Origin of the sequence: Streptomyces albus subsp. chlorinus (genome assembly GCF_013302895.1) — a bacterium.
GTDB classification, from domain to species: domain Bacteria; phylum Actinomycetota; class Actinomycetes; order Streptomycetales; family Streptomycetaceae; genus Streptomyces; species Streptomyces chlorinus.
In genome coordinates this window covers 1,441,176-1,454,139 of sequence record NZ_VJOK01000001.1, presented here as the reverse complement: position 1 = coordinate 1,454,139, position 12,964 = coordinate 1,441,176, and the positions used below count along the sequence as shown (strand labels likewise).

Genomic DNA, 12,964 nt, shown 5'->3' with positions numbered 1-12,964 from the left:
GTCCCGGCGCGGGCGGCGGCCCGTCCGGTGCGGCGGCGCAGGGGCAGCCGGGCGGCGGCGACCGCAGCCCGACGACCTTCCACCAGCTCTCCCTCGGCCGGGTGATGCGCATCGGCCGTGCCCTGGAGAACGACCTGGTCGTCTCCGACCTCCAGGTCTCCCGGCACCACGCCGAGTTCCACGCCTCGCCCGACGGCCGCTGCGAGATCCGCGACCTGGGCAGCCACAACGGCACCTATGTCAACGGCCAGCCGATCCCCAAGTCCGGCACGGTCACCATCGGCCCGCAGGACATCGTCGGCATCGGCCACTCCACCTTCCGGCTGGTCGGCGACCGGCTGGAGGAGTTCGTCGACACCGGTGAGGTGTCCTTCTCGGCCCGCCACCTGACCGTGAAGGTCGACGGCGGCAAGGTCATCCTCAACAACGTGACCTTCGGCGTGCCGGAGAAGTCCCTCATAGGCGTCATCGGCCCGTCCGGTTCCGGCAAGTCCACGCTGCTGCGTGCGCTGACCGGCTACCGCCCGGCCGACTCCGGCGAGGTCCTCTACGACAACCGGAACCTCTACAAGCAGTTCGCCGAGCTGCGGCAGCGCATCGGCCTCGTCCCGCAGGACGACATCCTCCACAAGGAGCTGAAGGTCCGCACCGCGCTGCGCTACGCGGCCAAGCTCCGCTTCCCCGGCGACGTCGCCGAGGCCGAGCGCAACGCGCGCGTCGAGGAGGTGCTGGCCGAGCTGAAGCTCGACATCCACGCCGACAAGCGCGTCACCTCCCTCTCCGGCGGCCAGCGCAAGCGCGTCTCGGTCGCCCTGGAGCTGCTCACCAAGCCGTCGCTGATCTTCCTGGACGAGCCCACCTCCGGCCTCGACCCGGGTATGGACCGCGACGTGATGCAGCTGCTGCGCGGCCTGGCCGACGACGGACGCACCGTGCTGGTCGTCACCCACTCGGTCGCCGAGCTGCAGCTGTGCGACAAGCTCCTGGTGATGGCGCCCGGCGGCGGCGTGGCCTACTTCGGCCCGCCCGAGGAGGCCCTGAACTTCTTCGGCTACGACTCGTGGGCGGACGTCTTCTCCGCCTTCGAGAACTACCGCGACTACGACTGGATGGGCCGCTGGCAGGGCTCGCAGCACTACCAGATGTACGCGGCCGACATCGACGCGCAGCTCCCGCAGCAGGACCCCTACGCCGCCCAGCAGCAGGCGATGCAGCCGACGAAGCTGCAGAAGCCGCAGAGCTGGGGCAGCCAGCTGTGGACGCTGATGAGACGCTACATCTCCGTGATCGCCTCGGACCGCTCCTTCCTGGTGCTGTCCTTCGTCACCCCGCTGATCCTCGGCTTCGTCAGCACCCTGATGCCGTCCGACTACGGGCTGACGGCACCACCGATGAAGACCAACGGCGACGCGGGCCCCATCCTGCTGATCCTCGCGATCGGCGCCTGCTTCTCGGGCGCGGCCAACTCGGTGCGCGAGCTGATCAAGGAACGCGTCATCTACGAGCGGGAGCGGGCCACCGGCCTGTCCCGGTCGGCGTACCTGATGTCGAAGGTCATCGTCCTGGCCGTCGTCGCCGCCATCCAGGGTGTGCTGATGTGCGTCGTCGGCTTCATCCCGCGCGACCTGCCCGACGAGGGCCTGCTGATGAGCAACCCGGCCATCGAGATGGCCCTGGTGATGATCGCCCTCGGCGGCACCTCGATGATGTTCGGCCTGATCATCTCCTCGCTGGTGAAGACCTCCGAGAAGACCATGATCCTGCTGGTGCTCTTCGCGGTCGTCCAGGTCGTCTTCACCGGTGTGCTCTTCAAGCTGTTCGACAGCCCCGGCGTCGAGCAGTTCGCCTGGCTGATGCCCTCCCGGTGGGCCATCGCGGGCCTGGGCACCACGGTCGAGCTGGGCCGTCTGATGCCGCAGGACAAGAAGGACCCGACCAACACCGACCCGCTGTGGGACCACTCGCTGGACCAGTGGGCGATGGACGTCGGCATCCTCGTCCTGATGGGCGTGCTGTGCTACTTCGTCGTGATCCGCCTGCTGCGCCGCCACGAGCCGGAGATCATGCGCGAATGACCGCACGGTAGGCGCACAGCGCGGTACATGGCGCGAAGGGGGCTCCCTCCCGGAGGGAGCCCCCTTCTCCCGTTCCCGGTCCCCCTGTGCTCCGGCAGGATTCCCGTTCTCGGGCCCCGTGCTCCGGCAGGCTTCCCGTGCTCCGGTCCCTGGTCCGTCCCCCGTGCTCCGGCAGCTCCGACCCGGGACCTAGGACCACCGGTCGGCCCTGCCCTGCCCGCGGCCCGATCCCGTCCGCGGGGTCCCGCGAGTACCGTGAACCGCATGGTCCCCCGCTCCGGGCTGGCCGCCGTCAGCGCGGCGCTGCTCGCCATGAACCGCCGCCTCGAGGTGCGCGACGTCCTCCAGACGATCGTCGCCTCGGCCCGCGACCTGCTCGACGCCGAGTACGCCGCCCTCGGCGTCCCCGACGACCACGGCGGCTTCGCGCAGTTCGTCGTCGCCGGTGTCAGCGACGAGCAGTGGAAGGCCATCGGCCCGCTGCCGCGCCAGCACGGCATCCTGGCCGCGATGCTGCACGACGCCACCCCGCAGCGCCTCGCCGACGTCCGCAAGGACCCCCGCTTCGGCGGCTGGCCGGCCGCGCACCCCATGATGGCCGACTTCCTCGGCATGCCCATCGCCGACGGCGAGCAGGTCCTCGGCGCCCTCTTCCTCGCGAACAAGCGCTGCGGCCCGGGCGAGCGGCCCAAGCGGCCCGCCTCCCAGGAGCGCCCCTGCGCCTTCACCGAGGACGACGAGGAGCTGCTGCGCCTGCTGGCCCAGCACGCCGCCCTCGCGCTGACCAACGCCCGCCTCTACGAGCGCAGCCGTGAGCTGACCATCGCCGAGGAGCGCACCCGTATCGGCCACGAACTGCACGACGCCGTCGCCCAGAAGCTCTTCTCGCTGCGCCTGACGGCCCAGGCCGCCACCGCCCTGGTGGACCGCGACCCGGCCCGCGCCAAGGCAGAGCTGCACGAGGTCGCCCGGCTGTCCCGGGAGGCGGCCGACGAGCTGCGCGCCGCCGTCGTCGAGCTGCGCCCGGCCGCGCTGGACGAGGACGGACTGGTGGCCACCCTGCGGACCCAGGCCCAGGTCCTGAACCGGGCACACAGCGCCGAGGTGGACTTCGTCTGCGACGGTGTCCGCGCCCTGCCCGCGGCGCAGGAGGAGGCCCTGCTGCGCGTCGCCCAGGAAGCCCTGCACAACGCCCTGCGGCACGCGGACGCCTCCCACGTCCGCGTCGCCCTCACCCGCCGCGGCACGGCGGCCGTCCTGACCGTCACCGACGACGGCACCGGCTTCGACCCGGGCGCGGTGCGCTCGGCCGGCCGGCACCTCGGCCTCGTCTCGATGCGCGACCGCGCCTCGGGTGTCGGCGGCACACTGACCGTCCGTTCGGAGCCCGGAAAGGGCACCGTCGTCGAAATGGAGGTGCCCGGTGGCTGACCGGATCCGCGTACTGCTCGTCGACGACCACCAGGTCGTACGGCGCGGACTGCGCACGTTCCTGGAGGTGCAGGACGACATCGAGGTCGTGGGGGAGGCGTCCGACGGCGACGAGGGTGTCGCGCGCACCGAGGAGCTGCGGCCCGACGTCGTCCTCATGGACGTCAAGATGCCCGGCACGGACGGTGTGGAGGCCCTGCGCACGCTGCGGGAGCGCGGCAATCCGGCCCGCGTCCTGATCGTCACCAGCTTCACCGAGCAGCGCACCGTCGTCCCGGCCCTGCGCGCGGGCGCCGCCGGATACGTCTACAAGGACGTGGACCCCGACGCGCTGGCCGGCGCCATCCGCTCCGTGCACGCGGGGCACGTGCTGCTCCAGCCGGAGGTCGCCGGCGCGCTGCTCAGCGAGGACCACGGCGGCGGCACCGGCCGCGGCCCCGCGCTGACCGAGCGCGAGCGCGAGGTGCTGGGGCTGATAGCGGACGGCCGCTCCAACCGGGAGATCGCCCGCGCGCTCGTGCTGTCGGAGAAGACGGTCAAGACCCACGTCTCCAACATCCTCATGAAGCTCGACCTGTCCGACCGCACCCAGGCGGCGCTGTGGGCGGTACGGCACGGGATGACGGGATGACGGGATGACGGGGAGACCGGGGAGACCGGGGAGACGGGGCGGCCCGGCGGGCAGGGCGCGGAGGGACGCCGCCGGGAGGGGCGGCGGCGCCAACGCCCGGGATTCGCCCGCCTGTTCGCGCACCGACGGTAATTCATACCGTCGTGTGGTCGTCATCTTTTCTGCGTATCCTCCCGGGTGATCGCCCGTTCTCCCTGGTGTGTCCGCGGCGGCCCGGCCGCGGCAAGCCCAGTTGATTCCACAGGGAGAACACCCCCATGAACACTGCCAAGAAGGCCGCCCTCGTCCTCGCCGCCGCGGGGATCGCCGCCGGTGCCTCCCCCGGCTCCGCGTTCGCCACCGGCCCCAGCGCCGACGCCCAGGGCGCGGCCACCAACTCGCCGGGCGTCGGCTCGGGCAACCTGGTCCAGGCCCCGATCCACATCCCGGCGAACGTCACGGGCAACTCGGTCAACGTGATCGGCGTCCTCAACCCCGCCTTCGGCAACCTCACGCACAACAACTGAGCCGCCGCGCCGGGAGGACGGCACGCCCCTCAGGGCCGCCCGCCCTCCCGGCGCCGCTCCACCTCCTCCGCGTACGCGTTGTAGGCGGCCACCTGCGCGCGCCGCGCCGTCCGCTCCACCGGGCGCAGCACCTCGGCACGCGCCGCGATCTCCGCGGCGCTCACGGCACCCCCGTGCTCCCTGCCGTCCCCGCCCTCCCCGTACGCGATGGACACCAGCGCCCCCACCCGCTGCGCCAGCTCCAGCACCCGTACGGCCCGCGCCGGATAGCCCGGCGCCAGCAACTGCCGGCCCGCCTCCATCCGCGCCCGGTACGCCTCCAGTGCGGCGTCGGCCACCGGTCCCGACCCGGCCACATCGAGCCGGGTGAGCATCTCGGTGGCCTCCCGCACCGCCTGGGCCAGCTCACGCTCGGCCTCCGCCAGCGAGGGCACGTCGGCGGGCGGTGCCTCCCGCACCGGCAGGCACTCCCACAGCACCTCCGTGTGCACGTCCTCGGGGGAGACGCCCCCCGCACCGTCCGCGGCAGGCGGCCCGGCCTCGTGCACCGCTGGCACCAGCCCGAGCGCGGTGCCGGCCACCAGCACCGCCTCCCCGGCCTCGACGGCGCGCGCGTTGAACTCCGGGGGCCCGCTCAGCCCCAGCAGATGCCCCGGCACCGGCAGCGCCAGCCGCAGCCCGGTCCCGCCCAGTGCGCGCAGCCGCCCCAGCGCCAGCGTCAGCCCCACCGGATCGCCGTCGTCCTCCGGCAGCGCCACCCGGTGCCGGGCGTCGTCCGCGGTGATACGTCCGGCGGCCTCGTCCGGCGAGACGAGTCCTGCGAGCAGCGCGTTTCCCCAGGCGGCCAGCCGCCCCGAGCGAGGTTCTGTGAGCATGGACCCAGCCTAGGGAACGGGTTTCGCACACGGTGGCGTAGGTTTTCCCCTGGGGAATGTGCCCACAGGCACTCAAACGCGACTGCAATAGGAGACAACGCGCTCATGAGCGAAGTACTGGAGCTGGTGGACGTATCCGTGGTCCGCGACGGACGTGCTCTGGTGGAAGATGTCTCCTGGTCGGTCAAGGAGGGTGAGCGCTGGGTCATCCTCGGCCCCAACGGCGCGGGCAAGACCACGCTCCTCAACATCGCCTCCAGCTACCTGTTCCCGACCTCCGGCACGGCGAGCATCCTGGGCGAACGCCTCGGCAGCGTCGACGTGTTCGAACTGCGCCCGCGCGTCGGCATGGCCTCCATCGCCATGGCCGAGAAGCTGCCCCGCCGCCAGACCGTCCTGGAAACCGTGCTCACCGCCGCCTACGGCATGACGGCGCACTGGCAGGAGAACTACGAGAAGGTCGACGAGGACCGCGCCCTGGCCTTCCTCGACCGGCTGGGCATGTCCGAGTACCTCGACCGCAAGTTCGGCACCCTCTCCGAGGGCGAGCGCAAGCGCACCATGATCGCGCGCGCCATGATGACCGACCCCGAACTGCTGCTCCTGGACGAGCCCGCCGCCGGACTCGACCTGGGCGGGCGCGAGGATCTCGTACGCCGTCTCGGACGGCTCGCACGCGACCCCTACGCCCCCTCCATGCTGATGGTCACCCACCACGTCGAGGAGATCCCCCCGGGCTTCACCCACGTTCTGATGATCCGCCAGGGACGGGTGCTCGCCGCCGGGCCGCTGGAGACCGAACTGACGTCCCGCAACCTGTCCCTGTGCTTCGGACTCCCGCTCGTCGTGGAGACGCAGAACGGCCGCTGGACCGCTCAGGGCCTGCCGCTGCGCTGATCGCACGCCTACCATGGCCGTGTGGACGCATGGGTCTGGTGGCTCGTAGCCGCCGCAGCGCTGGGGATTCCGCTCATCATCACCGCCATGCCCGAGTTCGGGATGCTGGCGGTGGGGGCCGTCGCGGCCGCCGGAACGGCCGGGATCGGCGGGGGGCCCGTCGCCCAGGTCGTCGTCTTCGCGCTCGTCTCCACCGCCCTGATTCTGGTCGTACGGCCCGTCGCGCGCCGGATGCGCACCGAGCGGCCGGCTCTGGCCAGCGGCATCGAGGCGCTCAAGGGCCGTCAGGCCCTGGTGCTGGAGAAGGTCGACGGGCAGGGCGGCCGCATCAAGCTCGCCGGCGAGGTCTGGTCGGCCCGCGCCCTCGACGCGTCCGAAACCTACGAGCCGGGCAGTCAGGTGGACGTGGTCGAGATCGACGGGGCAACCGCTGTCGTGATGTGATGGCGTGAGCAACCGCACACGATCAGCACATCTTCACGCGACAGCGATATCTCATAGCGATATCTCATTTCAAGGATTGCAGGGGGCAAGGCCGTGGACGCCATCATCATCGTCCTGATCATCCTGGTGGTGCTTGTCTTCATCGCGCTCATCAAGACGATCCAGGTCATCCCACAGGCCAGTGCGGCGATCGTGGAGCGCTTCGGACGGTACACCCGCACCCTCAACGCGGGGCTGAACATCGTCGTCCCCTTCATCGACACGATCCGCAACCGCGTCGACCTCAGGGAACAGGTCGTCCCCTTCCCCCCGCAGCCGGTCATCACCCAGGACAACCTGGTGGTGAACATCGACACCGTCATCTACTACCAGGTGACCGACGCCCGGGCCGCCACCTACGAGGTCGCCTCCTACATCCAGGCCATCGAGCAGCTCACCGTCACCACCCTGCGGAACATCATCGGCGGCATGGACCTGGAGCGGACCCTCACCTCCCGTGAGGAGATCAACGCGGCCCTGCGCGGCGTCCTCGACGAGGCGACCGGCAAGTGGGGCATCCGCGTCAACCGCGTCGAGCTGAAGGCCATCGAACCGCCCACCTCCATCCAGGACTCGATGGAGAAGCAGATGCGCGCCGACCGCGACAAGCGCGCCGCGATCCTCCAGGCCGAAGGTGTCCGGCAGTCGGCGATCCTCACCGCCGAGGGTGAGAAGCAATCGGCCATCTTGCGCGCCGAGGGCGAGTCCCGCTCCGCCGCCCTCCGCGCCGAGGGCGAGGCCCAGGCCATCCGCACGGTCTTCGAGTCGATCCACGCCGGCGACCCGGACCAGAAGCTGCTCTCCTACCAGTACCTCCAGATGCTCCCGAAGATCGCCGAAGGCGACGCCAACAAGCTCTGGATCGTCCCCAGCGAGATCGGCGACGCCCTCAAGGGCCTCGGCGGCGCCCTCGACAACTTCCGCCCCGACAGCGGCGGCAGTGGCGGCAACCGCTCCGGCGCGCCCACCCCGCCCAGCGTCCCCAAGCCCCCGCGCGAGCAGCCCCCGCTCGACTCCTGAGCCCCCGCGCCCCACCCCGGCCAGCCGGACACCCGGCCCGGTGGCCGGCTCACCACCCGGACGCCCGGGCACGTATCCAGCCCCTTCGGGCATGATCAGTGACACTGACACCGATCACCGGAGGGGCTGACGCGTGACCGTATGGGAGGCCGTGGCCGTCTGCGCCGCGGGCATCGCGGCCGGAGGCATCAACACCATCGTCGGCTCCGGCACCCTCATCACCTTCCCGGTGCTGCTCGCCGTCGGCCTGCCACCCGTCACCGCCAACGTCTCCAACACCCTGGGGCTGGTGCCCGGCTCCCTCAGCGGGGCCATCGGCTACCGCAGGGAACTGCGCGGTCAGGGCCGCCGCGTCCTGCGGCTCGGCACCGCCGCCCTCCTCGGCGCACTGGCCGGCGCGCTGCTGCTGCTCACCCTCCCCAGCAGCGCCTTCGACATGATCGTCCCGGTGCTGATCGGACTCGCACTCGTCCTCGTGGTCCTCCAGCCCCGGCTTTCCGCCGCCCTGCGCCGCCGCCGTGAACGCGACAACAGCACCGGCCACCCGCACGGCGGCCTCCCCCTCCAGGGCGGCATACTCCTCGCCAGCGCCTACGGCGGCTACTTCGGCGCCGCCCAGGGCGTCATCTACCTCGCCCTCATGGGCCTGCTGATCAACGACGACCTCCAGCGCATCAACGCCGTCAAGAACGTCCTCGGCGCCGTCGTCAACGGCACCGCGGCCGTCTTCTTCCTCTTCGTCGCCGACTTCGACTGGACGGCCGTCCTCCTGATCGCCGTCGGCTCCGCGGCGGGGGGCCAGCTCGGCGCCCGGATCGGACGCAAGCTGGCCCCCGGCGTGCTGCGCGGCGTCATCGTGGCCGTCGGCCTGGTCGCCATCGTGCAGCTGGTGCTGCGCCAGTGACACCGCCGCCGCTCGGTCTCAGGCCGTGGCCGGCAGCGACAGCCACTGGGGCAGCGTCTCCCCCTCCGTCAGCCCCAGCGCCAGCAGCAGCGCGTCCCCCGGCGTCGGCTCGAAGGGCGTGACCAGCAGCTTCATCCCCGCCTGCCCCGGCGTCCTGTCCGCCTTGCGGTGATTGTCCGCCGCACACGCGGCGACCGTGTTCAGCCACGTGTCGCCGCCACCGCGCGAGCGCGGCACGATGTGGTCCACCGTGGTCGCCCGGCGCCCGCAGTACGCGCACCGGTGCCGGTCCCGTATCAGGACACCCCGCCGCGACCACGGTGCCCGTTGTCGGAAGGGCACTCTCACGTACCGGCGCAGCCTGATCACCTGCGGTACCGGAAGCTCCAGGTGCGCCGCACGCACCTTCAGACCGGGATGCGACTGCTCCACGACTGCCTTCTCCCGCATCACGAGCACCACCGCGCGCCGCAGCGACACCGTCGACAACGGCTCGAAGCTCGCGTTCAGTACCAGCGTCTCCCGCATCCCGACCGCCTCCTCTGCCTCCCGGACACCCGCGCCGGGGTGGCTCCACTGTGCCGCTGTCCCGACAGGCCGACAACGCAATTTCCCCGCGCTGACGCGCAGATGAAGCGCCCGGGAACACCAGGAGGCGACCCCCGGAAGAGCGGCACACGAGCCCTGGCAGAAGACCAGAGGGACCCGGAAGAAAAGACAAGGAACCGGAAAGGGAAAAACCCCGGAAGAGAGAACAGGGAAGACGGGGACGAACAGGAGAAGGGAACAAGGCCGGGACGGCTTGCCGGCCGGAGGCAGCCGGCGCGGTCGCCCGGCCCCCGGCCGGGCTCCGGCAGGCGGCGGCACCGATCGGTGCCCGCCACCCCCGCTCGCGATGACGAACCGCGCCACGGTGCCGACTGCCCACACACACGTTGCGCCGCGCGGAAGGCACGGCGCAACGCGATTTTCCTCCGGAAGAGCTCTCAGCGGCTCTTTTCGGACAGAAGCGGCCAGACGGGCGGTCAGCTCTCCGCCGGAATCTCGTACTCGGCGATCAGGTGCCCACGCGCCAGGGTGTGGAAGCGCAGACTGAAGCCGACGAAGGCGGGCGTGGCGTCGGCGTCGGGGCCCAGCTTCTCGGTGTCCACGGCGTACACGGTGAACACGTAACGGTGCGGGCCGTCACCGGGCGGCGGAGCGGCACCGCCGAAGTCGCGCGTCCCGAAGTCGTTGCGCACGTGCACGGCCCCCTCGGGGAGCCCCTTCATCCCACCCGTACCGGCACCCGCGGGCAGCTCGGTCACCGAGGCCGGGATGTCGAAGACGGACCAGTGCCAGAAACCGCTGCCGGTCGGTGCGTCCGGGTCGAAGCACGTCACGGCGAAGCTCTTGGTCCCCTCGGGGAAGCCCTCCCAGCGCAGCTGCGGAGAAGTGTTCCCCTCCGCGTACACCTGTGCGGAACCCAGATGGCCGCCGTCCGCCAGATCGTCGCTCACCACGCGAATCGACGGCACCGGGGGGTGGAAGTCATGGGGGAGCGGGCGCCGTTGCTGGTCGGTCACGTCGGAACCTCCTCGTCACGCGAATCGCTGTAACGGCCAGCCTAACGATCCGGACAGCCACTCTTTGCCACCATGGCGGGGTGCGACAGCACACCCCGTACACCCCAGCCCCATGCCCGCAGCCGCGGGCGCCGTCAGGTGAGTGCCCACGACGAGACCCCGAAGCGGTGGTGTGACATGACCAGCCCCGTGGAACTGCCCGAGCTGCCCCAGGCCGACCTCCCCGGCCTCTTCGACGCCACCGTGCCCCCCGGCGTCTACCGGTTCCCCTCGGTGGGCCCGGACGCCCTCATGCAGGCGGACGCGGCAGGCTGGTTCGGCGCGGTCGTGGACCTCTCGGGCGTCGACAACAAAGCCGCCTTCATGGAACGTTGCGCCACCGGGCTGGAGCTGCCCGACTACTTCGGCCGCAACTGGGACGCGCTCGCCGACCTGCTCACCGACCTGTCCTGGTGGGGCAAGGCCGACGGCTACCTGCTCCTGGCCACCGGCTGGTCCGGCTTCGAACAGGCCGATCCCCAGGACGCGGCAGCCGCGGCGAACGTCTTCACCGCCGCGGCCGGCTTCTGGTCCGTGCGCGAGACCCCGCTCAGCATCCTCCTGGGCTGACCGGGGCCCCGCCCGGCGCTCCTCGCGGCTCAGAACCAGTTGCGCTTGCCCCCGACCTCGGCCAGCCACTGGTTGAGGTACCCCGCCCAGTCCGTCTGCTGGTAGGTCCCGAAGTCGACCGGGAACGCCCGGTAGGTGTCGCTGCCCTCCGAGAACAGCCCCGGCTTCTTGTCCATCTCCAGCACCACGTCCATCCCCCGCGCGTCCGCGACGAACGACAGCTCCACCTGGTTGAGCCCCCGGTACTGCTGCGGCGCGTAGAACTCGATCTCCTGGTAGAAGGGCAGCTGCTGCCGCGTGTTGCGGATGTGCCCCTTCTCCATGTCCGCCGACTTGAAACGGAAGCCCAGCTGCCCGAACGCGTCGAGGATCGCCTGCTGCGCCGGCAGCGGGTGGATCTCCACCGGGTCCAGGTCGGTCGAGTCCACCGCCCGCGCGATCGCCAGCTCCGTGCACACCCCGATCTGCATCCCCCGCAGCTGCTGCCCCAGGAACATGGTGATCGGCGTCTCCCACGGCACCTCCAGGCTGAAGGGCACCACGTGCGAGGACCCCTCGGCCAGGGTCACGGCCCCGCCGAGCCGCTGCGTGCCGAAGACGATGTTCTGGTGCATCTCACCGTCGTTCGTCTCCACCTCCACGCGCGCCTGGAGACCGATGGACAGCGACTGGATCTCCTGCTCGACCGAACCGCCCTCTATCCGCACCTCGCCCTGCACCACGCCACCGGGTACGGCGTGCGGCTCGTGCAGCACGGTGTCCACGGAGGCGCTTCCCATCCCCATGCTCGCGAACAGCTTCTTGAAGCCCATATCCCTCGTCCTCCCCATTTCCGGCTTCCCCCGTGGGAAGCGGTCAGTACATGTGTGCGGTTCGCGTACGGGGTTCTCGCGCCGGGTCGCGGCACGCGGTTCTTGTACGCTCGGAGGGCATGATCGCAGGCCGAGACCGCAAGCCCAGCACCCCCAGCGGCGCCCCGCACCTTCCCCGTTCCTTCTTCGACCGACCTGTCCTGGATGTCGCTCCGGACCTCCTCGGACACGTCCTGGTACGCACGACGCCCCAGGGACGGATGCAGTTGCGCATCACTGAGGTCGAGGCATACGCGGGCGAGGCCGACCCCGGCTCCCACGCCTACCGGGGCAGGACGGAACGCAACGCCTCGATGTTCGGCCCCCCGGGTCACGCGTACGTCTACTTCATCTATGGAATGTGGTACAGCCTCAACCTCGTCTGCGGTTCCGAGGGAGAGGCCAGCGGTGTCCTCATCCGCGCCGGCGAGATCCTTGAGGGAGCGGACCAGGCCCGGCACCGCCGCCCCAAGGCCCGCAAGGACGCGGAACTCGCCAAGGGCCCGGCCCGCCTCGCCACCGCACTCGCCGTGGACCGCGAGCTGAACGGCACCGACGTCTGCTCCCAGGACGAGGCCGCTCCCCTGAGCATCCGCGCGGGCGAGCCCGCACCCCCCGACGCCATAAAGAGCGGCCCCCGCACCGGTGTCGGCGGCGAGGGCGCACACCACCCGTGGCGGTTCTGGCTCGCCGACGACCCCACCGTGAGCCCGTACCGCCCGCACAAGCCACGGAACCGCCGCGCCGCACTTGACGCCGGCCGATCCGCCCCCTAGTGTGGATCGAGCCGCTGGAGACGGGACGGCTTGCCACGGGCTTCTGCCCCAGTGAGAGCGCCCCCGGAGCGACAGCGGAGAATCACTACCTACGACGTACCCCCGGAATCGGGGTCGCTTTCGGCACGCCGAAAACTGACTTCGAAAGACTCGATTATGAGTCTCGGGAAAAACGCGCTAACGTAGTGAACACCGAAAGGGCAAACGTCCGGAGGGGCCCCGGGAGGGGTGCTGATGGAAGCGTCCGTTCCTTGAGAACTCAACAGCGTGCCAAAAGTCAACGCCAGATATGTTGATACCCCGTCTCCAGCGTGTGCTGGGGCGAGGTTCCTTTGAAATAT

General features: G+C 70.8%; 14 protein-coding genes. 10 read left to right on the top strand and 4 right to left on the bottom strand.

Annotation, left to right across the window (positions count from 1 at the left end):
- From FM076_RS06650 to FM076_RS06635, 4 genes are all read left to right on the top strand, one after another.
- A partial coding sequence (locus tag FM076_RS06650; RefSeq protein WP_173868988.1) for an ATP-binding cassette domain-containing protein occupies positions 1–2,075 on the top strand: 2,075 nt, incomplete at its 5' end.
- Between the two features lie 264 nt (positions 2,076–2,339).
- Positions 2,340–3,506 (top strand): GAF domain-containing sensor histidine kinase, encoded by a 1,167-nt coding sequence (locus FM076_RS06645; protein WP_173868987.1) that lies wholly within the window; start codon positions 2,340–2,342, stop codon positions 3,504–3,506.
- Complete coding sequence (locus tag FM076_RS06640; RefSeq protein WP_173868986.1) at positions 3,499–4,137, top strand: response regulator; 639 nt, start codon at positions 3,499–3,501, stop codon at positions 4,135–4,137. The genes FM076_RS06645 and FM076_RS06640 overlap by 8 nt, the downstream gene beginning before the upstream one ends.
- 257 nt (positions 4,138–4,394) lie before the next feature.
- Complete coding sequence (locus FM076_RS06635) at positions 4,395–4,643, top strand: chaplin (protein WP_173868985.1); 249 nt, start codon at positions 4,395–4,397, stop codon at positions 4,641–4,643.
- 29 nt (positions 4,644–4,672) lie between these two features.
- Here FM076_RS06635 and FM076_RS06630 read toward each other — a convergent pair whose 3' ends face one another.
- Positions 4,673–5,518: a hypothetical protein gene (locus FM076_RS06630; protein WP_173868984.1), complete on the bottom strand. Its 846-nt coding sequence runs from the start codon at positions 5,516–5,518 to the stop codon at positions 4,673–4,675.
- Between the two features lie 105 nt (positions 5,519–5,623).
- Here FM076_RS06630 and FM076_RS06625 point away from each other — a divergent pair, with 105 nt between their 5' ends.
- The 4 genes from FM076_RS06625 to FM076_RS06610 all read left to right on the top strand — a co-directional run bounded on the left by FM076_RS06625 (position 5,624) and on the right by FM076_RS06610 (position 8,822).
- Complete coding sequence (locus FM076_RS06625; protein WP_173868983.1) at positions 5,624–6,415, top strand: ABC transporter ATP-binding protein; 792 nt, start codon at positions 5,624–5,626, stop codon at positions 6,413–6,415.
- 21 nt (positions 6,416–6,436) lie between these two features.
- Positions 6,437–6,859, top strand: coding sequence for an NfeD family protein (locus tag FM076_RS06620; RefSeq protein ID WP_173868982.1), 423 nt, complete (start codon positions 6,437–6,439; stop codon positions 6,857–6,859).
- A 93-nt stretch (positions 6,860–6,952) separates the two neighbouring features.
- Positions 6,953–7,918 (top strand): SPFH domain-containing protein, encoded by a 966-nt coding sequence (locus FM076_RS06615; protein WP_173868981.1) that lies wholly within the window; start codon positions 6,953–6,955, stop codon positions 7,916–7,918.
- A 133-nt stretch (positions 7,919–8,051) separates the two neighbouring features.
- The gene (locus tag FM076_RS06610; protein WP_173868980.1) at positions 8,052–8,822 is read left to right on the top strand and encodes a TSUP family transporter; all 771 of its coding nucleotides are present in this window, start codon (positions 8,052–8,054) and stop codon (positions 8,820–8,822) included.
- 18 nt (positions 8,823–8,840) lie between these two features.
- Here FM076_RS06610 and FM076_RS06605 read toward each other — a convergent pair whose 3' ends face one another.
- Together FM076_RS06605 and FM076_RS06600 are read right to left on the bottom strand one after the other, a co-directional pair.
- Positions 8,841–9,350 (bottom strand): HNH endonuclease, encoded by a 510-nt coding sequence (locus tag FM076_RS06605; RefSeq protein WP_173868979.1) that lies wholly within the window; start codon positions 9,348–9,350, stop codon positions 8,841–8,843.
- A gap of 497 nt (positions 9,351–9,847) precedes the next feature.
- Positions 9,848–10,387: a YbhB/YbcL family Raf kinase inhibitor-like protein gene (locus FM076_RS06600; RefSeq protein WP_173868978.1), complete on the bottom strand. Its 540-nt coding sequence runs from the start codon at positions 10,385–10,387 to the stop codon at positions 9,848–9,850.
- A gap of 177 nt (positions 10,388–10,564) precedes the next feature.
- Between FM076_RS06600 and FM076_RS06595 the strand changes: the two genes are divergently transcribed.
- Entirely contained in the window at positions 10,565–10,996 is a 432-nt protein-coding gene (locus FM076_RS06595; RefSeq protein WP_173868977.1) for a barstar family protein, read from the top strand.
- Between the two features lie 29 nt (positions 10,997–11,025).
- On the opposite strand, the gene FM076_RS06590 is transcribed toward FM076_RS06595, so the two are convergent.
- The gene (locus FM076_RS06590; RefSeq protein ID WP_173868976.1) at positions 11,026–11,808 is read right to left on the bottom strand and encodes a sporulation protein; all 783 of its coding nucleotides are present in this window, start codon (positions 11,806–11,808) and stop codon (positions 11,026–11,028) included.
- A gap of 119 nt (positions 11,809–11,927) precedes the next feature.
- On the opposite strand from FM076_RS06590, the gene FM076_RS06585 reads away from it, so the two are divergent.
- Positions 11,928–12,623, top strand: coding sequence for a DNA-3-methyladenine glycosylase (locus FM076_RS06585; RefSeq protein ID WP_173868975.1), 696 nt, complete (start codon positions 11,928–11,930; stop codon positions 12,621–12,623).
- Positions 12,624–12,964 lie beyond the last annotated feature (341 nt).